We start from the raw sequence: 16,605 nt of genomic DNA on the forward strand, positions 1-16,605 counted from the left end.
AACGGTTTTACGAACAAGCAAGATGCTGACCCCTCCATCGGCAATCGCTCGGAGGGTAGCGGCGCGACATCGGCCGCGCGATCGGTCGTCGAATCGGTCGTCGTATCGGCCGGTCAGGGCGCGGTCTGGGTGCGGAACCAGGGGTCGTTGGAATTGAGGGCCGTCAGGAGCAGGCGGATGGCCGCCACGCGGCGCTCCTTGCCGGGGAGATCGTCCAGGGCGCACTCCGGATCGGTGGGCGGGCCCAGATGCGTGCAGCCGCGGGGGCAGTCCTCGATGGCCTCGGCGAGATCGGAGAAGGCATTGATGACATCGTCGGGGGTGATGTGGGCCAGGCCGAAGGACCGCACGCCGGGGGTGTCGATGACCCAACCGCCGTCGGGCAGCGGGAGGGCGACCGACTGGGTGGAGGTGTGGCGGCCCTTGCCGACGCCGGAGACCTCACCGACGGCGCGATCCGCGTCGGGGACAAGGCGATTCACCAGGGTGGACTTACCGACGCCGGAGTGGCCGATGAAGGCGGTGAGGCGGTCGTCGAGCAGGTCGAGGACCGGCTCCAGCGGATCCTCGATACCGCCGTAGACGATGGTCAGATCCAAATCCTCGAAGGCGGCGGCGAATTCGGACTCGGCGGCCAGATCATGCTTGGTCAGGCACAGAATCGGTTGCAGGCCACCGACATACGCGGCGACCATGGCGCGCTCGACGAAACCGGTGCGCGGCGGCGGATCGGCCAGGGCCACCACGATGAAGAGCTGTTCGGCATTGGCCACCACCACGCGTTCGAACGGGTCGGTGTCATCGGCGGTGCGGCGCAGCACCGTTCGGCGGTCGGCCACGCGCACGATGCGGGACAGGGTGTCGGGCTTACCGGACAGATCGCCGACCACATCCACCTGATCGCCGACGACAATGGGCGTGCGGCCGAGTTCCCGCGCGCGCATGGCGACGATGGGGCGGTCCGGATCGCCGTCGAGCACACAGCCCCAGCGGCCGCGATCGACCGAAACCACCATGGCCGCTTCGGCATCCAGATGCTGGGGGCGGGTCTTGGTGCGCGGGCGCGTGCCCTTGCCCGGGCGCACCCGGACATCGGACTCGTCGTACTCGCGCCGCCTCAGCGGTCTGCTCCCAGCATGCCCTGCCAGAGTTCTACGAAGTCGGGAAGTGTCTTGGCGGTGGTGCCGATGTCCTCGATCTCGACGCCCGGCACGGTCAGCCCGATAATGGCCCCGGCGGTGGCCATGCGATGGTCGGCATAGGAATGCCACTGCCCGCCGTGCAATGGCGCGGGCACGATGTAGAGCCCGTCCTCGGTCTCGGTGACCTTGCCGTCGAGCCGGTTGATCTCGGTGGAGAGCGCTGCGAGGCGGTCGGTTTCGTGGCCGCGCAAATGCGCGATGCCCCGCAGCCGCGACGGCGAATCGGCCAGCGCCGCCAGCGCCGCCACGGTGGGCGTCAGCTCGCCCACATCGTGCAGATCGATATCGATACCGGCCAGCCGCTCCGGCCCGCGCACGGTCAGCGTCCCGTCGAAGATGCGCGCCTCCGCGCCCATCCGCACCAGAATCTCCCGGATCACGTCACCGGGCTGGGTGGTGTACCGCGGCCAGTGCGGAATGCTCACCTCGCCGCCGGTGACCGCGGCCGCCGCCAGGAACGGCGTCGCATTGGACAGATCCGGCTCGACATCCCAGTCCACCGCGCGAATCGGCCCGGGCGCGACGGTCCAGGTCTGCGCCTTGCGCGGATCGGTGGGCGCGTCCACCCGCACATCGGCCGCGCGCAGCATCTGCACGGTCATCTCGATATGCGGCATGGACGGCAGCGCCGCGCCATTGTGGTGCACGGTGATGCCGTTCTCGAACCGCGCCGCCGAGAGCAGCAGCCCGGAGACGAACTGCGAGGATCCGGAGGCGTCGATGGTGATCGGCCCGCCGCGCAGCGATCCGGTGCCGTGCACCACGAAAGGCAGTGCGTCGCCGTCGATATCGACGCCCAGCCCGCGCAGCGCCTCCAGAATGGTGCCCAGCGGCCGCACCCGCGCCTGCTCGTCGCCGTCGAAGGCCACATCCCCGGTGGCCAGCGCCGCCACCGGCGGGACGAACCGCATGACCGTGCCCGCGAGCCCGCAATCGACGACCGCGCCGCCGAAGGCCCGCGGCGGCGTGACCGTCAGGGTGTCGCCGTCGCCCTCGATACCCGCGCCCATGGCCCGCAGCGCCTCGATCATGAGGTTGGTGTCGCGGCTGCGCAGCGCCCCCGTGATGGTCGACGGTTGATCCGCCAGTGCGGCGAGGATCAGCGCCCGGTTGGTAATGGATTTGGACCCGGGCAAGGTCACGGTGGCGTGCACGGGCAGTTCGACATGGGGCGCGGGCCAGAAAGTCACCGCCCTATCTTCCCAAACGAGCGACGCCCGCCGGGGCCGCACGCCCCTTTCCGGGCAATTCTGGCACCGACGGGCGTCCCGGGCGTCGAAACTATTTGGCGCGACCGTGAATCAGCGGCACGATCTTGCGCAGCAGTTTCATGGTGCGGTCGGTGCGGGTGTAGGACAACAGCGCCATGCCCGGAATCGTGAACTTCTGCACCGCGATGGAGTGCGGGCGCGTGAACTCCAGCAGGCCCGGCGCACCGTGGATGCGGCCGATGCCGGAATCGCCGCTGCCGCCGAACGGGAGTCCGGAGATGGCGGCGAAGGCCAGCACGGAGTTGACCGAGGTGGCCCCCGCCCGCAGGCGGCGGGCGATCTCCAGGCCCTGCTTGCGCGAGTAGACCGCCGAACCCAGCCCGAAGGTGCTGTCATTGGCCAGGCGCACGGCCTCGTCGACGCCGTCGACGGTGCGAATGGTGACGGTCGGGCCGAAGGTCTCCTCACACACCGCGGCGGAGGATTCGTCGGCGTCGACAATGACGACCGGCTCGATGAAGGCGCCCTTGATCGACTCCGGGCCGCCGAGCACGGCCTTGCCGCCGTTCTTGAGCGCGTCCTCGATATGGCGGCGCACGATATCGATCTGGCTGGGCATGGTCATGGGGCCGTAGTGGGCCTTGTCGTCCGAGCCGGGCTTCACATCGGTCAGGATGCGCTTGACCTCGGCGATGAACTCGTCCGCGATCGATTTGTCGACGTACACGCGCTCGACACCGGCGCAGGTCTGACCGCTGTTGGCGGTCGCGCCCCAGGCGACGGCGTCGGCGGCGGCCTTGATATCGGCGTCGGCGGCCACGATCACCGCGTCCTTGCCGCCGCATTCCAGCAGCACCGGGGTGAGCGTCTCGGCGGCGGAGGCCATGATCTTCTTACCGGTCGCGGCGGATCCGGTGAACGCCACCTTGTCCACGCCCGCGCGCACCAGCGCGGCTCCGGTGGCGCCGAAGCCGTTCACGGTGACGAAAACGCCGTCGGGCAGTTCCGGATTCGCCTCGGCGAAGCACCGGGCCACGAAATTGCCGATGCCCGTGGAGTATTCGCTGGGCTTGAACACGACGGCATTACCGGCGGCGAGCGCGTAGGCAATGGAGCCGTTGGGGGTGTAGACCGGGTAGTTCCACGGCCCGATGATGCCGATGACGCCCAGCGGCCGCTGCTCGAGATGCGCGGAGAAGTTGGCCATGAGCGCGCCCGGCGTGATCTTCTTGGGCTTCAACACCTTCTCGGCATTGGAGGCCGCCCACTTGATGTGCTCGAGGGCCAGCATGAGCTCGAGGAAGGCGTCGTCGACCGGCTTGCCGTTCTCGGCGTGGATGAGTGCGCAGAGTTCGTCGGACTTGGCGACCAGCTTGCTGCCCCAGCGCAGCAGGTGCTTCTTGCGCTCGGCGTAGGTGAGCGCGCCCCAGGTGGCGGCTGCGGTGCGCGCCGTGGCGACGGCGGCGCGGACCGAATCCTCGTCATCGATCTTGTAACTGGCGATGGCCTCGCCGGTGGCCGGGTTGACGGAGGTCAGTGCGGCAGCCTGGTCGTCGATCGAGGCGGTGTCGGTGGCAGACATGATTGGCGGCAGTCCCCTAATGAGAGTGTGATGGGACGAACGTCTCACAGGTCACAACTGAAGTCAATCGCCATCAGATGATTTCGGGGTCCATCCGCGCGGCGTCTCCTCGAAACTGTCGGTTGCCGGTGGCAGCATGGTCGGCATGTGCGGCAGATACGCGACGACAACCAATCCCGCGACGCTGGCCGCCGAACTCGATGCCATCGACGAGACCGGCGACAAGGGCTTCAACCCGAACTACAACGTGGCGCCCACGAATCAGGTGCTCACGGTGGTCGAACGGCACGATCGCGACCATCCGGAGGATCCGGCGGCGCTGCGCCTGCGGGCCATGCGCTGGGGGCTCATCCCGCCCTGGACCAAGGCGTCCGAACAGGGTGTGCCGGTGAAGGGCAAACCGCTGTTCAATGCCCGCGCCGACAAGGCCGCCACCACCGCTTCCTTCCGTGATGCGGTGAAGAAGCGCCGCTGCCTGGTGCCCATGGATGGCTGGTACGAGTGGGTGACCGAACAGGACGCGCTCGGAAAGGCCGTCAAGAAGCCCTATTTCATGTCCCGGGAGGACGGCGGGCGGCTGTACATGGCGGGCCTGTGGTCGGTCTGGCGGGATCGCGGTCAGGGCGATGACGCCAAGCCATTGCTGTCCTGCACGATTCTCACCACCGACGCGGTGGGCGATCTGACCAGGATTCACGACCGCATGCCGCTGCCCATGCCGCGCTCGCACTGGGACGCCTGGCTGGATCCCGATCATCCCGCGCCCGCGGAGCTCTTGGAGACGCCCACGCCCGCCGATATCGCGGATATCGTCATGCGCGAGGTGCCGTCGCTGGTGAACAGCGTCAAGAACAATGGCCCGGAGCTATTGGGCTCGGCCACGGAACAGGCCGGGCAGATCAGCTTGATCTAGGCCCGGCCTGCGGTCGTTCGTGCTCAGGTACGGATCAGACGCTGCACTTCACCGACGGCAGCGCGAAATTCAGTCCGCACTTGAGCAGTCCGGCCGTGGTGTCGATGGCCTTGGTGACAATGCCGCTGCCGAGCGATTCCGCCTTCTCCGCGGTCTTGTCCTGCTTCTGCTGTCCGGGCTGAGTCGGGGCGCCCGGGTCGGTGCCGAGCGGATACTGCGGGGCCTGCGCGGGCATCTCGATGCCGGGCGCGGCCGTCGCGGCGGTGGTGAGCGGGCCGGATCCGAGCGCCAGCAGCAGCGCGGCGGAACCGGCGACCACGATGGTTCGAAAACGCAGACGGGGGGACATAGCCTCATCACATCCTCGGGTCGAACGAACCTGGTCGGTGCACGGAGTCCAGTAATGCACACATCCGGGCGCGAATCGTGGATTCGCGCCCGGATGTGCGGCGATATTCGCCAGATTGTTGCCGTCCCTAGCCGATGGCTCTGTGCGTTGCTAGCCGATGGCTTCGGCCTCGGCCTCCACCACGGCTTCGCGCCGGGCCTGGATACCGCCCGCGGTGCGCAGCGGCACTTCCTTCCAGAACAGCACCAGCACCATGGCGATCAGCGCGACTCCGGCCGCGGACAGGAACACCGTGTCCATGGCCTCGGCGAATCCGGCCTTGAACGGTTGCGCCAGTGTCGGATTCAGCTGCTGGATGACGGAGCTGTCCTCGAGCACCTGCGCCGCGGCCGAGGTGTCCTTATTGACCAGGCCATTGGCCAGCGCCGCGTCCACCGGATTGGCGCTGTGCACGCTCTCCGCGACCGCCGCCGTGAACTCCGGCCGCGTGGCCGCGGCCTGGAGCTCATTGCTGATATTCGGCGAGACCTGCGCGAACAGAATGGACAGGAAGACCGCGACTCCGAGCGTGCCGCCGATCTGCCGGAAGAAGGTGGCGGCCGCGGTCGACACGCCCATATCCTGCGGCGGCAGCGCGTTCTGGATGGCCAGGGTCAGCGGCTGCATGAGATTGCCCAGGCCCAGACCGGTAATGAGCATGAAGGCCATGGTCACCCACAGCGGCGTGTCCACATGCACGAAGTGCAGCAGGAACAGGCCCAGCACCAACAGTCCGGCGCCCAGCGGCGGGAACATCCGGTAGCGCCCGGTGCGCGAGATGAGCTGACCGGCGAAGACCGAGGCCACCATCATGCCCACCACCAGCGGCAGCATCTGCATGCCCGCCAGGGTCGGGCTCGCGCCCAGCACCACCTGCAGGTATTGCGGCAGCAGTGTGATGCCGCCGAACATGGCAGCGCCCACCACCACCGAGATGATCACGCCGAGGGCGAAGGTGGAGTTCTTGAACATGCGCAGCGGAATCAGCGCGGCATCACCCTGTTTGGCCTCCACGGCCACGAAACCGATCAGGCCGAGTACGCCCTACCACGTAGCAGGTAATGGAATTCGCGCTGCCCCAACCCCATTCACGACCCTGCTCGGCCACCACCAGCAGCGGCACAATGCCGAGCGCGATGGTGAGCACGCCGAACCAGTCCACGGATTCCTTGGCCCGCTGCACTTTCGGCAGTTTGAGCATCTTGGAGACCACGGCCAGCGCGATAATGCCCAGCGGCACGTTCACCAGGAAGGCCCAGCGCCAGCCCGCGATGCCGAAGATCTGATCCTGCCCGGCGAGCACGCCGCCCAGCACCGGCCCGACCACGCTGGACGTGCCGAAGACGGCCAGGAAGTAGCCCTGGTAGCGGGCGCGTTCGCGCGGCCCGACCATATCGCCGAGAATCGTCAGCGCCAGCGACATCAGACCGCCCGCGCCCAGACCCTGGAAGGCCCGGAAGGCCGCCAGCTGGTACATCGACTGCGCCAGCGTGCACAGGAGCGATCCGGCCACGAACAGCGTGATGGCCGCCAGATAGAACGGCTTGCGGCCGTACATGTCCGAGAGCTTGCCGTACAGGGGAGTGGCCAGCGTCGCCGTGATCAGATACGCGGTCGTCACCCACGCCTGCATCGAATACCCGTGCAGGTCATCGGCAATGGTGCGAATGGAGGTCGACACGATCGTCTGATCGAGCGCGCCCAGCAGCATGCCGAGCAGCAGGCCGCTGAGCACGACCATGATCTGCTTGTGGGTGAATCCTGCGGAATTTGCCTCCGCTTCTGTGTTTTCTGCGGTAGTCGTCACGAATTACTCTCTGCGGATTCAGCTTTCGGAAAAAGAAGGGATCGGGTCGCCAGATCGGTCAGCATGGCCTGCCGACCGGCCTCGTAGTCGTCCACGAAGCGCTCGAACAGTCCCGCGAAGCTCTCCCGTTCGGCGGGGGCCCATTGGTCGAAGATCGTGCGCAGCGCCTGATTGCGCAGGGCCCGGATCTCGGCGGCCGCGGTGCGGCCCAGGTCGGTCACGGCCAGCACGCTGACGCGCCCGTCGGCCGGGTCCGCCCGGCGCTCCAGCACTCCGCGCTTGACCAGGCTCGCCACCTGGCGGCTGATCGTCGAGGCGTCGGAGTAGAGCGATTCGGCCAGGGCGCCCGAGCGCATGGGCCCGCAGTGGAGCAACTGGAACAGGATGGCGAACGCCGCCGGTTCGACTTCGCCATTGGTGGCGGCCGCGACCTGGGTATTGGTGCGGTCGCGCAGGCGACTGAGCCGCGTCATCTGGTAGCCGACGATATCGAGCAACTCGTCGGCGACGGGGTCATCGGTCATGGCCGACCACCTCCTTGTATCCAGCAACTGCTTGCACGAATCAACTAGTTGTACCGTGCAAGTATGTGGAGATAGTTGCTAGAAGGCAAATACTTTTTCCGGAAAGGTGGCTCAGCTCACCGCGACGGCGGCCGTGACCGCACCCGTCAACCGCACCAGCTCGGCTGGGGCGAGCTCGATCTCCAGGCCGCGCTTGCCCGCGCTGCACAGCACCCGATCCCAGCGCAGCGCCGATTCGTCGACCACCGTCGGCAGTCGCTTCTTCTGCCCCAGCGGCGAAATCCCGCCCAGCACATAGCCTGTCGTGCGTTCGGCCTTGGCCTTGTCGGCCATGGCGGCCTTACCGCCGCTCAGCGCCGCGGCCGCCGCCTTCAACGACAGGGTGGTCGGCACCGGCAGCACCGCCACCGCCAGCCCGCCCGAACTCAGCTCGATGACCAAGGTCTTGAAGATCTGCTCCCCGGTCACCCCGAGCTGCTCGGCCAGCGCGTCCACCGCCTCGGTGCCGTACGAATCACTGCGCGGGTCATGGGTATAGGCGTGTACCCGATGCTCGACCTTCGCCTGCACCAGTGCCTTGATCGCCGGAGTGGAAGCAGCAGCCATGCGGCCAACCCTAAACACCCGCGTCCATGACGCGACAGCGGATTTCGGGCAAGCGGGAACAGGGCGACCGCCCACCCTGTTGCATGCATTACGCGTTTCGCCGCAACCGAATGGCCCACGGTGAGCGAGCGCCACACTCATTCATCGAAGGAGGAGTCCGTGACCGTTCTGGTCCTCGATCCCCCGGTGCGGACCGGGCCGCCACCGTCACTGCCTGCCGGTTTCCAGGCGCTCATCCCCAGCACGGTAGATTCAATTGCTACCGCGATCGAAGGGATTAGCGTGACGAGCGACGACGACATGGTGGTCGATCGCGATGACGACTCGAATATCGACGAGGGCATCGACAGCGACGATCTAGCCGTGGAACACGACGAAGCGGACGAGAACGGTGCCAGAAGCGCCGACTCCGACGCCGACCTGGCCCGGCGATTCGAGCGCGACGCACTGCCGCTGCTCGACCAGCTGTACGGCGCGGCCTTGCGCATGACCCGCAACCCGGCCGATGCCGAGGATCTGGTGCAGGAGACCTTCGCCAAGGCCTACCAGGGGTTCCGCTCCTTCCGGGAGGGCACCAACCTGCGTGCCTGGCTGTACCGCATTCTCACCAACACCTACATCAACTCGTATCGGAAGAAGCAGCGCCAGCCCGCGCAGTATCCGACCGACGAGATCACCGACTGGCAGCTGGCCTCCACCGCCGAGCACACCTCGACGGGTCTGCGCTCGGCCGAGATGGAAGCCCTGGAGGCGCTGCCCGACGACGACATCAAGGCCGCTCTGCAGGAACTTCCCGAGGAATTCCGGATGGCGGTGTACTACGCCGATGTGGAGGGCTTCCCCTACAAGGAAATCGCCGACATCATGGGGACTCCCATCGGTACCGTCATGTCCCGTCTGCACCGCGGGCGCAAACAGCTCAAGGGGCTGCTCGCCGATGTGGCGCGGGAACGTGGATTCAACCGGTCGGGCAATGGCGCGAGTCAGGAGGTAACCCAGTGAGCGACGATATGGAATTGGACTGCTCGTCGGTGCTGGCCGACGTCTGGGTGCTCCTGGACAACGAGTGCGACGAGACGGCCAAGGCCCGGCTGCAGGAGCACATCAACCGTTGCTCGCCCTGCATCGAGGCCTACGGCCTGGAGGAGAAGCTCAAGTCGCTGCTCAACTGCAAGTGCGGCGGTGAGCGCGCGCCGGAGTCGCTGCGCCAGCGGCTGACCATGGAGATCCGGACCACCTACACGCAGGTGGAGACCCGGGTGGACTCGGCCGAATAGGCCCGGAAACGACTGAGCGGCATGGCTTCCCCGTCGGGGAAAACCATGCCGCTCAGTGCTTTTCGAGCTCAGCGACGCAGCTCAGGAATTCGGCCGCTTGCCGTGGTTGGCTGCGTTCTTCTTGCGGCCACGCTTCTTACGTCCGCGCTTACCCATAGGTAGTCTCCCTTCTGATTGGAGGACATTCTTTCACGTGTGGTTGGGTGTAACTCCAGCGGTCCAGGTCAACGCAACCAAGGAGAGTCAGTGGCTGAGGAAGTCCTCGCGGAGATGGTGTCGACCGTGCAGAAGATCAGCGTCTCCGTCGGTGACCACGTCGCGATCAATGACGAGTTGATCATGCTGGAGTCCATGAAGATGGAGATTCCGGTCGTGGCCGAGATCGAGGGCACCGTGACCTCCATCAATGTCAAGCCCGGCGATGTCCTCCAGAAGGGCGACCTGATCGCCGTCATCAGCTGAGGTTCGGCCCGCTCCGGCCCCTGGAACCGCGCGATTCCGCCAACCGTTTTGCGGCGTGCGAGGATTACGCGTGATGCGGTGCAAGGAGCGTGGGTGAATGTCGACACTGAGCGATCTACTGGCCGAGCACACCGACCTACCGGGTGCGGCCGTCGATCATCTGCAGCGAGTCGTGGGCGACTGGCAGCTGCTGGCCGATCTGTCCTTCGCCGATCTGACCCTCTGGGTCGGGACCGGGCCGATCGCGGACGGCGCGAATATCGTGTGCGTCTCGCAGTGCCGCCCCACCACCGCGCCCACCGTGCACCCGGAGGATCAGGTCGGTTCGCTGGCCACCAAGGAATCGCATCCGGATATCTTCGAAGCGCTGCTCACCGGTGAGATCGTGCGCTCGGATTCCGATGTGGAGACCACCGGCGTCTACCACCCGCATCCGGTGCACGCACTGCGCGAAGCCATTCCGGTGCGCATCGGCGGCGATGTGATCGCCATTCTCGGCCGCGATACCGATACCCAGCGGCGCAAGATGCGCTCCAGCCTGGAGATCGCGTACATGTCCTGCGCCGACGACCTGTGCCAGATGGTTTCCGACGGCACCTTCCCGGCCCTCGAAGATCGCACCGGTTCGCATTCCAGCCCGCGCGCCGGTGACGGTTTCATTCGCCTCGACACCGACGGCCTGGTCGTCTACGCCAGCCCCAATGCGCTCTCGGCCTATCACCGCATGGGTTTGCAGAACGATCTGGTCGGCCAGGATCTGGCGCTCACCACCCGCTCGCTCATTACCGACCCGTTCGACGCGCAGGAGGTGGTCGGCGACATTCAGGCGGCCCTGGCCGGAAAGGCCGGTCGCCGAATGGAAGTCGAGGCCCGCGGCGCGACGGTGCTGCTGCGCACCCTGGTGCTGCGCCCGCACGGTGAACTCGGCGGCGCCGCCGAGCTGGTCCGCGATGTCACCGAGGTGAAGCGCCGCGACCGCGCGCTGCTCTCTAAGGACGCGACCATTCGCGAGATCCACCATCGCGTGAAGAACAATCTGCAGACCGTGGCCGCGCTGCTGCGACTGCAGGCCCGCCGCACCGAGAACGAAGAGGCCCGGCTGGCTCTCACCGAATCGGTCCGCCGCGTCACCTCCATCGCGTCGGTGCACGAAATGTTGTCGATGTCGGTTGACGAGGAAGTCGATCTCGACGAGGTGGTCGACCGCCTGCTGCCGATAATGGCCGATGTCGCCACCGTGCACACGGCCCGCATCAAGGTCCGCCGCGCCGGTTCTCTCGGCGTTTTCTCCGCCGAACGCGCGACTCCGCTGGTCATGGTGCTCACCGAATTGGTGCAGAACGCCATCGAGCACGCCTTCGACGCGGGGGAGAACGGCACCGTCACCATTCGCTCGGAACGTTCTGCCCGCTGGCTCGATGTGATCATCAGCGATGATGGCCGCGGCCTGCCCGACGGTTTCAGCCTGGAAGCCTCCGACCGCCTCGGCCTGCAAATTGTCCGGACTCTGGTTACCGCCGAGCTAGGCGGTTCCATCGGTTTGCACCCGGGCGCCGACGTCGGCACCGACGCGGTTCTCCGAGTTCCCCTCGGCCGCCGTTCCGCGCGCTGAATTACTGCGTCCGATCATTCGTTCGAATGGTTATCCCGTTGCACGGGAATTGTTCTCAACGAATTCTCAGGTGTGCAAAAACACTGAAGCCCGGCACCGATGTTGGTGCCGGGCCGAATTGCGTCGCGGCCGGGGGCTGGGGCTCGGCCTCGACGCCTGTCGTCTGAAGTTAGACGACGGTGCGGGTACGGGTGCGGGCGTTGCGACGCTTCAGCGCACGCCGCTCGTCTTCGCTCATACCACCCCACACGCCGGCATCCTGTCCGGACTTCAGGGCCCAGGACAGGCAATCGGCAGTGACAGGGCAGCGAGCGCAGACCAGCTTGGCATCGGCAATCTGCGCGAGCGCCGGACCACTGTTACCCACCGGGAAGAACAGCTCGGGGTCCTCGTCGCGACAGATGGCCTTGTGGCGCCAGTCCATTCCTCTGCTCCTTTGCTAGGGCATGCGCATGGCTCTGCCCTTCGGGTTTGTGGTCCGTTCACTTGTGCGACTCGAATGTTTCCGCACGGTTGCTTGTGAATGCTTTCACGAATACCGTAGATGTCAATAGATACCTGGTGCACCGTGGGGAAGCTCACGCTGTAAGACCCCTACATCGGGGGCCTACCGTGTCATTTGTACTCGGTCGAGCGGGTTTTCGCAGCACAACAGCGATTGTTCTCAGGTGTGTCGGGCCCGCTACGGCTTCGGCGCGACCACATCGAGGATATCCGCAACGGCTGTGAAATTCACCATGTTGCGTCGGCCGATGAAGTCGCCGTCGATTTGCAACCCGATGGGCTCCGCCGCCGTGATCTGCACGGATGGGACGTTATCTTCTCGAAACAATTTGTGGCCCTGTGGATTTCCATCCGCGGAGAGCAACTGGCGGGCGACCAGCAGGGTCGGCACCACACCCATCGTGCGCATGGCAAACACCCCGAGACCCGTTTCGAAGGAGGTTCCCGGATTCGTGCGCACGGGCGTGTTGTCGAGATACGTCCAGGGACTGGCGTTGGTCACGAATGCGTAATGCACTTCCGTGACCGGTTCGTGACCTGGAATCTCGAGGCGCACTTGGGGATCGCGGCCTTTGGCGCGGAAGAACTGTTTCACCGTGGTGCGCAGGTAGCGCGCGGGCGTCGCGGGTTTTCCATTGGCGCGCTTGTGATCGATCACCTCGCACACGTCGGCGTCGAGGCCGACGCCCGCGCTGAACAGGAACCAGCGATCCTCGGCGTCGTCCACCTCGGCGCTGTGCGCGAGGCCGAGTCCGATGCGGCGATCGGTGTCCACGGCGAGCAGATCGATGAGCTGATTGGTGGCGGTCACCGGATCCGGGGCGATGCCGAGCGAACGCGCGAACACATTCGCGGAGCCGCCCGGAATGACGCCGAGCCGCGGCAGCCATTCCCGCTCCGGCTGTCCGGGCAGCGGCAGGAAGCCATTGATGGTTTCGTTCACGGTGCCGTCGCCGCCGTGCACCACGATCAGGTCCATGCGGGTGTCGGCGGCCCATTTGCCCAGCTCGGCGGCATGGCCGCGATGTTCGGTGTGCGCGACGGTCAGCTGGGTGCGGCTCTCCAGGGCGTGGGCGAGCAGATCGCGAGTTTCCGGGGTCGTCGAGGTGGCATTCGGGTTCACGATCAGCAGGGTCCGCACCCAAGCATGCTACTGAGCGCCGTTCAACGGTGAACGCCCGCGGCCGCGATTTTCCTTTGCGGGCTCGCGATTCGGTGCGGCGCGCGGGTCGTAGGCTGGGCGCCGTGGCTGAGCAGAACTCCGGCGAGAAGAAGACGCGGCAGACCGGCGAGGTCGTGCCGAGCACCGTGCGCGGGGCGGGGGCGGTGGTGACCTTCGAGGGCGCGCTCGGGTTGATCGCCGCGATCGCGCTGGTGGTGACGGGTCTGACCGGGTCCGCGCAGAGTGCGAACAACAGCTATCTGACCGCGGGTTATGCGGTCATCGTGGGCGGCGCGGTGCTGGCGGCGGGCCTGGGGCTGCTGCGCGGGAAACGCTGGGGACGGGCCATCGCGGTGCTCACGCAGCTGCTGTTGCTGGGCGTCGCCTGGTACATGTTCACCTCGGGCAGGCCGGAATTGGGCACGCCCGTCACGCTCGTCGCGCTCGTCGGATTGGGATTGTTGTTCGCTCCGGCGTCGAACCAGTGGATGGCGGCGGGGTACGACACCTCCGAATAAGGCGCTGAATTCGCCGCTGAGCGTCTTTTGGTCGCCCGTCCAACCTCGGGTGTGCCCCTAGTTCCAGGGGCACGGGAAACGGGCGAGTAGCGGGTTGCCCGCTAGTCGCTGATTTCGGACATTCTGGTCATGAGGAAGTCGCGCTCGGCGGTGTTGGCCGCCAGCTCGATGGCCGCCGCATACGTTGCGCGAGCCTCCGCGTCCCAGCCGAGGGCGGCGAGGAAGTGCGCGCGGGCCGCCGGGACGTAGACGTAGCCGGAAAGTTGCGGTTCCTCGGCGAGGGCTTCGAGGGCGTCAAGCCCGGCGGACGGGCCACGCGCCATGCCGAGGGCGACCGCGCGGTTGAGCGCCACGACGGGGGAGGGCCACAGCTGGATCAGGACGTCGTAGAGGCCGAGGACTTCCTGCCAATCGGTATCGGCGTAGCTGCGCGCCTCCCCGTGCACCGCGGCAATGGCGGCCTGCAGCGCGTAGCGGCCCGGCCGATGGACGAGGGCCGCGCGGACCAGCGCGATGCCCTCGGCGATCTTGGCCCGATCCCAGCGCGAGCGGTCCTGATCGCGCAGCGCGATCATGCCGCCGTCGTCGTCGGTGCGCGCCGGGCGGCGTGCGTCGGTGAGCAGCAGGAGCGCGAGAAGTCCTGTCACATACGGGTTCTCGGGCAGCAGCAGATGCAGCATGCGGGCCAGATCGGTGGCGCGCTCGGTGAGATCGCGGCGGATCAGATCCGCGCCCGCCGGTGCGGGTACGCGATAGGGGATGCGGGCCGCCGCGATCTTCTTCTTGGCGCGGGTGATTCGCGCGGCCATGGTGGATTCCTGCACCAGGAAGGCGTGCGCCACTTCCGCGGTGGTGAGGCCGCAGACCAGCCGAAGTGTCAGCGCCACTTGGGCTTCCAGGGCCAGGGCGGGATGGCAGCAGGTGCAGATCAAGCGCAGGCGGTCGTCGGGAATCGATTCCGCCGCAATGGTTTCGGCTATGTCGCCCATGCTGTCGGGCGCGACCAGCAGGGGCAGTGCGCGGCGCATGGTGGACTGTCTACGCAGCAGATCGAGGGCGCGATTGCGGGCGACGGTGGTCAGCCAGGCGGCGGGTTTCGCGGGGACGCCCTGATCGCCCCATCGGCTCAGGGCCTGCGCGTAGGCATCCTGCACGCACTCCTCGGCCAGGTCCAGATCGCGGGTGACGCGCACCGTCGCGGCGAGCACGAAGGCCCACTCGCGCCGGTGCGCGTCCGCGACGGAGGCGGCCACGGCCGCGTGATGCACGGTGCCGCTCAGCCGAATTCCCGGATCGGCCGGAGCTCGACGCCGCAGCCGGGCGGCATCGGGATCTGCTTGGCGAGATCGATGGCGGCATCCAGATCGGGCGCCTCGACCAGGTAGTAGCCGCCCAGATTCTCCTTGGTCTCGACGAAAGGCCCGTCGGTGACCAGGAATCCGCTGCCGCCGTCGGGCCGGATACTGGTGGCGGTGGTGCGCCAGGCCAGCGCCTCCCCGCCCAGGATGGCGGTGTGGTTCTTCTCCCCGAACCGCGTGTGCTCCTGGATCACCCGGTCGAGCTCATCCGGTTCCGGATGCTCCCAGCGGGCATCCTCGAAGATCAGCGCGAGGTATTTCGACATCGGTGCTCCTCCGGTCGTGCGGTCCGCTCTTCGGACCATCCAACTCTTCGACGCGGGAGCGGGTGCGAAATCGACGACCCGGGTGGGGAATTTCGATCTCAGTCGTCGGCGTGCCCGGCCAGGCGGGTCAGGGCGGAGCCGGTCAGCCGGTAGCCGGTCCACTCGTCCTGCGCGACGGCGCCGAGGGCCTCGTAGAAGTCGATGGACGGCTTGTTCCAGTCCAGTACCGACCAGTCGACCCGGGCATACCCGTTGGCGACGGCCTCGCGGGCCAGCGCGGCCAGCAGATCGCGGCCCAGGTGCAGGCCGCGCGCCTCCGGTGCGACGAACAGATCCTCCAGGTAGATGCCGTGCGTGCCGGTCCAGGTGCTGTAGTTCAGGAACCAGATGGCGCAGCCGACCACGCCCGCGCTGCCCGGGCCCTCGGCCACGTGCGCGAACACCTTGGGGGTCGGGCCGAACAGCGAGGTCTCCAGCTGCTCCTCGGTGAGCAGGCACTCCTCGCGCGCCTTCTCGTACTCGGCCAGGTCGTAGACGAGCTTCACGAGGGCCGGGACATCGGCGGGTGTGGCGCGGCGGATCATGGCGGGTCCTCCTACGGGTCGAGCTGTGGAACCAGGTTGTGCGCGAGCACGGTTCGAGCGCCGTGATCATGCCCCAGTACCGTAACGGCGGCGGTGGACATGAAGAATCGCCGCCCCTCGACGACGTCGAACTCCGCCCAGCGGGCGATGACGACCCGCGAGAAATGGCCGTGGCCGACCAGCACCACATCGCGGGCGGCCAATTCCAGGGTCGCGGTGGCGAGCACGTGGTCGGCGCGGGCGCGCACCTGTCCGGCCGTCTCGCCCTCGGGCACCGTGCCGGTCCAGATGGTCCAGCCCGGTGCGAACCGCCGGATCTCGGTGGTGGTGAGGCCCTCGTACTCGCCGTAATCCCATTCGGCCAGGTCGTCGTCGATGACGGGGGTCGGCAGTCCGGCCAGTTCGGCCGTGCGCAGGGCGCGCTGGCGGGGACTGCTCAGTACGAGGGGATTCCGCAGTCCCAATCCGGCGATCAATTTCCCGGCCGCCACCGCCTGTGCCTCCCCGACATCGGTCAACGGCATATCGGTCCGCCCCGTATGCCGCCGCGTCGCCGACCACTCCGTCTCCCCGTGCCGCAGCAAAACCAGCCGGAACTCACCGCCATCCATACCGTCGATCATGCCCGA

Annotated in this window: 19 protein-coding genes and 1 pseudogene; 6 read left to right on the forward strand and 14 right to left on the reverse strand. The window is 67.1% G+C overall.

Translation table 11 applies throughout. From position 1 onward, the window contains the following. Positions 1-113: 113 nt before the first annotated feature. The 3 genes from rsgA to NC4_RS08990 all read right to left on the reverse strand — a co-directional run bounded on the left by rsgA (position 114) and on the right by NC4_RS08990 (position 3,995). Complete coding sequence (gene rsgA, locus NC4_RS08980; protein ID WP_067536018.1) at positions 114-1,121, reverse strand: ribosome small subunit-dependent GTPase A; 1,008 nt, start codon at positions 1,119-1,121, stop codon at positions 114-116. Continuing rightward, the gene (aroA, locus tag NC4_RS08985) at positions 1,118-2,392 is read right to left on the reverse strand and encodes a 3-phosphoshikimate 1-carboxyvinyltransferase (protein WP_067534901.1); all 1,275 of its coding nucleotides are present in this window, start codon (positions 2,390-2,392) and stop codon (positions 1,118-1,120) included. The genes rsgA and aroA overlap by 4 nt, the downstream gene beginning before the upstream one ends. A gap of 91 nt (positions 2,393-2,483) precedes the next feature. Next, entirely contained in the window at positions 2,484-3,995 is a 1,512-nt protein-coding gene (locus NC4_RS08990) for an aldehyde dehydrogenase family protein (protein ID WP_067534903.1), read from the reverse strand. Positions 3,996-4,140: 145 nt separating this feature from the next. Between NC4_RS08990 and NC4_RS08995 the strand changes: the two genes are divergently transcribed. Then, on the forward strand, positions 4,141-4,908 hold the full coding sequence (locus NC4_RS08995) for an SOS response-associated peptidase (RefSeq protein WP_067536021.1): 768 nt from the start codon (positions 4,141-4,143) through the stop codon (positions 4,906-4,908). Positions 4,909-4,942: 34 nt separating this feature from the next. Here the strand turns inward: NC4_RS08995 and NC4_RS09000 are convergent, their stop codons facing one another. The 4 genes and pseudogenes from NC4_RS09000 to ybaK all read right to left on the reverse strand — a co-directional run bounded on the left by NC4_RS09000 (position 4,943) and on the right by ybaK (position 8,233). Next, complete coding sequence (locus tag NC4_RS09000) at positions 4,943-5,257, reverse strand: hypothetical protein (RefSeq protein WP_157554404.1); 315 nt, start codon at positions 5,255-5,257, stop codon at positions 4,943-4,945. A 150-nt stretch (positions 5,258-5,407) separates the two neighbouring features. After that, positions 5,408-7,037, reverse strand: a pseudogene (locus NC4_RS09005) (MDR family MFS transporter). A 62-nt stretch (positions 7,038-7,099) separates the two neighbouring features. After that, positions 7,100-7,627, reverse strand: coding sequence for a MarR family winged helix-turn-helix transcriptional regulator (locus tag NC4_RS09010; RefSeq protein WP_067534913.1), 528 nt, complete (start codon positions 7,625-7,627; stop codon positions 7,100-7,102). Positions 7,628-7,738: 111 nt separating this feature from the next. Next, positions 7,739-8,233 (reverse strand): Cys-tRNA(Pro) deacylase, encoded by a 495-nt coding sequence (gene ybaK / locus NC4_RS09015; protein WP_067534914.1) that lies wholly within the window; start codon positions 8,231-8,233, stop codon positions 7,739-7,741. A gap of 300 nt (positions 8,234-8,533) precedes the next feature. On the opposite strand from ybaK, the gene NC4_RS09020 reads away from it, so the two are divergent. Together NC4_RS09020 and rsrA are read left to right on the forward strand one after the other, a co-directional pair. Then, entirely contained in the window at positions 8,534-9,235 is a 702-nt protein-coding gene (locus tag NC4_RS09020) for a sigma-70 family RNA polymerase sigma factor (protein WP_439957497.1), read from the forward strand. Between the two features lie 8 nt (positions 9,236-9,243). Further along, positions 9,244-9,510: a mycothiol system anti-sigma-R factor gene (gene rsrA, locus NC4_RS09025; RefSeq protein ID WP_067536031.1), complete on the forward strand. Its 267-nt coding sequence runs from the start codon at positions 9,244-9,246 to the stop codon at positions 9,508-9,510. A gap of 81 nt (positions 9,511-9,591) precedes the next feature. Here rsrA and NC4_RS45075 read toward each other — a convergent pair whose 3' ends face one another. Then, entirely contained in the window at positions 9,592-9,666 is a 75-nt protein-coding gene (locus NC4_RS45075) for a 50S ribosomal protein bL37 (protein ID WP_371820987.1), read from the reverse strand. A 90-nt stretch (positions 9,667-9,756) separates the two neighbouring features. Here NC4_RS45075 and NC4_RS09030 point away from each other — a divergent pair, with 90 nt between their 5' ends. Next, positions 9,757-9,972: a biotin/lipoyl-binding carrier protein gene (locus tag NC4_RS09030; RefSeq protein WP_067534917.1), complete on the forward strand. Its 216-nt coding sequence runs from the start codon at positions 9,757-9,759 to the stop codon at positions 9,970-9,972. 97 nt (positions 9,973-10,069) lie between these two features. Further along, the gene (locus NC4_RS09035) at positions 10,070-11,584 is read left to right on the forward strand and encodes a sensor histidine kinase (protein WP_067534920.1); all 1,515 of its coding nucleotides are present in this window, start codon (positions 10,070-10,072) and stop codon (positions 11,582-11,584) included. Between the two features lie 169 nt (positions 11,585-11,753). Here the strand turns inward: NC4_RS09035 and NC4_RS09040 are convergent, their stop codons facing one another. Together NC4_RS09040 and NC4_RS09045 are read right to left on the reverse strand one after the other, a co-directional pair. Next, on the reverse strand, positions 11,754-12,008 hold the full coding sequence (locus NC4_RS09040) for a WhiB family transcriptional regulator (RefSeq protein ID WP_011211115.1): 255 nt from the start codon (positions 12,006-12,008) through the stop codon (positions 11,754-11,756). 258 nt (positions 12,009-12,266) lie between these two features. Continuing rightward, on the reverse strand, positions 12,267-13,229 hold the full coding sequence (locus NC4_RS09045) for a diacylglycerol/lipid kinase family protein (RefSeq protein ID WP_067534922.1): 963 nt from the start codon (positions 13,227-13,229) through the stop codon (positions 12,267-12,269). A gap of 104 nt (positions 13,230-13,333) precedes the next feature. Between NC4_RS09045 and NC4_RS09050 the strand changes: the two genes are divergently transcribed. Continuing rightward, complete coding sequence (locus NC4_RS09050; protein ID WP_245721572.1) at positions 13,334-13,768, forward strand: hypothetical protein; 435 nt, start codon at positions 13,334-13,336, stop codon at positions 13,766-13,768. A 101-nt stretch (positions 13,769-13,869) separates the two neighbouring features. Here the strand turns inward: NC4_RS09050 and NC4_RS09055 are convergent, their stop codons facing one another. From NC4_RS09055 to NC4_RS09070, 4 genes are all read right to left on the reverse strand, one after another. Then, entirely contained in the window at positions 13,870-15,021 is a 1,152-nt protein-coding gene (locus NC4_RS09055; RefSeq protein ID WP_218020964.1) for an RNA polymerase sigma factor, read from the reverse strand. 23 nt (positions 15,022-15,044) lie between these two features. Beyond that, the gene (locus tag NC4_RS09060) at positions 15,045-15,392 is read right to left on the reverse strand and encodes a YciI family protein (protein ID WP_067534931.1); all 348 of its coding nucleotides are present in this window, start codon (positions 15,390-15,392) and stop codon (positions 15,045-15,047) included. A 98-nt stretch (positions 15,393-15,490) separates the two neighbouring features. Further along, complete coding sequence (locus NC4_RS09065) at positions 15,491-15,976, reverse strand: GNAT family N-acetyltransferase (RefSeq protein ID WP_067534936.1); 486 nt, start codon at positions 15,974-15,976, stop codon at positions 15,491-15,493. A gap of 11 nt (positions 15,977-15,987) precedes the next feature. Beyond that, the gene (locus NC4_RS09070) at positions 15,988-16,599 is read right to left on the reverse strand and encodes an acid phosphatase (protein ID WP_157554406.1); all 612 of its coding nucleotides are present in this window, start codon (positions 16,597-16,599) and stop codon (positions 15,988-15,990) included. Positions 16,600-16,605 lie beyond the last annotated feature (6 nt).

Source organism: Nocardia crassostreae (assembly GCF_001613405.1).
Taxonomy (GTDB): Bacteria; Actinomycetota; Actinomycetes; order Mycobacteriales; family Mycobacteriaceae; genus Nocardia; species Nocardia crassostreae.

Bases quoted from the DNA above. Each gene is read 5' to 3' on its own strand.
- NC4_RS08990 (WP_067534903.1), bottom strand. From the start codon at position 3,995: ATGTCTGCCACCGACACCGCCTCGATCGACGACCAGGCTGCCGCACTG.
- NC4_RS08995 (WP_067536021.1), top strand. From the start codon at position 4,141: ATGTGCGGCAGATACGCGACGACAACCAATCCCGCGACGCTGGCCGCC.
- NC4_RS09000 (WP_157554404.1), bottom strand. From the start codon at position 5,257: ATGTCCCCCCGTCTGCGTTTTCGAACCATCGTGGTCGCCGGTTCCGCC.
- NC4_RS09010 (WP_067534913.1), bottom strand. From the start codon at position 7,627: ATGACCGATGACCCCGTCGCCGACGAGTTGCTCGATATCGTCGGCTAC.
- ybaK (WP_067534914.1), bottom strand. From the start codon at position 8,233: ATGGCTGCTGCTTCCACTCCGGCGATCAAGGCACTGGTGCAGGCGAAG.
- NC4_RS09020 (WP_439957497.1), top strand. From the start codon at position 8,534: ATGGTGGTCGATCGCGATGACGACTCGAATATCGACGAGGGCATCGAC.
- rsrA (WP_067536031.1), top strand. From the start codon at position 9,244: ATGGAATTGGACTGCTCGTCGGTGCTGGCCGACGTCTGGGTGCTCCTG.
- NC4_RS09035 (WP_067534920.1), top strand. From the start codon at position 10,070: ATGTCGACACTGAGCGATCTACTGGCCGAGCACACCGACCTACCGGGT.
- NC4_RS09040 (WP_011211115.1), bottom strand. From the start codon at position 12,008: ATGGACTGGCGCCACAAGGCCATCTGTCGCGACGAGGACCCCGAGCTG.
- NC4_RS09060 (WP_067534931.1), bottom strand. From the start codon at position 15,392: ATGTCGAAATACCTCGCGCTGATCTTCGAGGATGCCCGCTGGGAGCAT.
- NC4_RS09065 (WP_067534936.1), bottom strand. From the start codon at position 15,976: ATGATCCGCCGCGCCACACCCGCCGATGTCCCGGCCCTCGTGAAGCTC.
- NC4_RS09070 (WP_157554406.1), bottom strand. From the start codon at position 16,599: ATGATCGACGGTATGGATGGCGGTGAGTTCCGGCTGGTTTTGCTGCGG.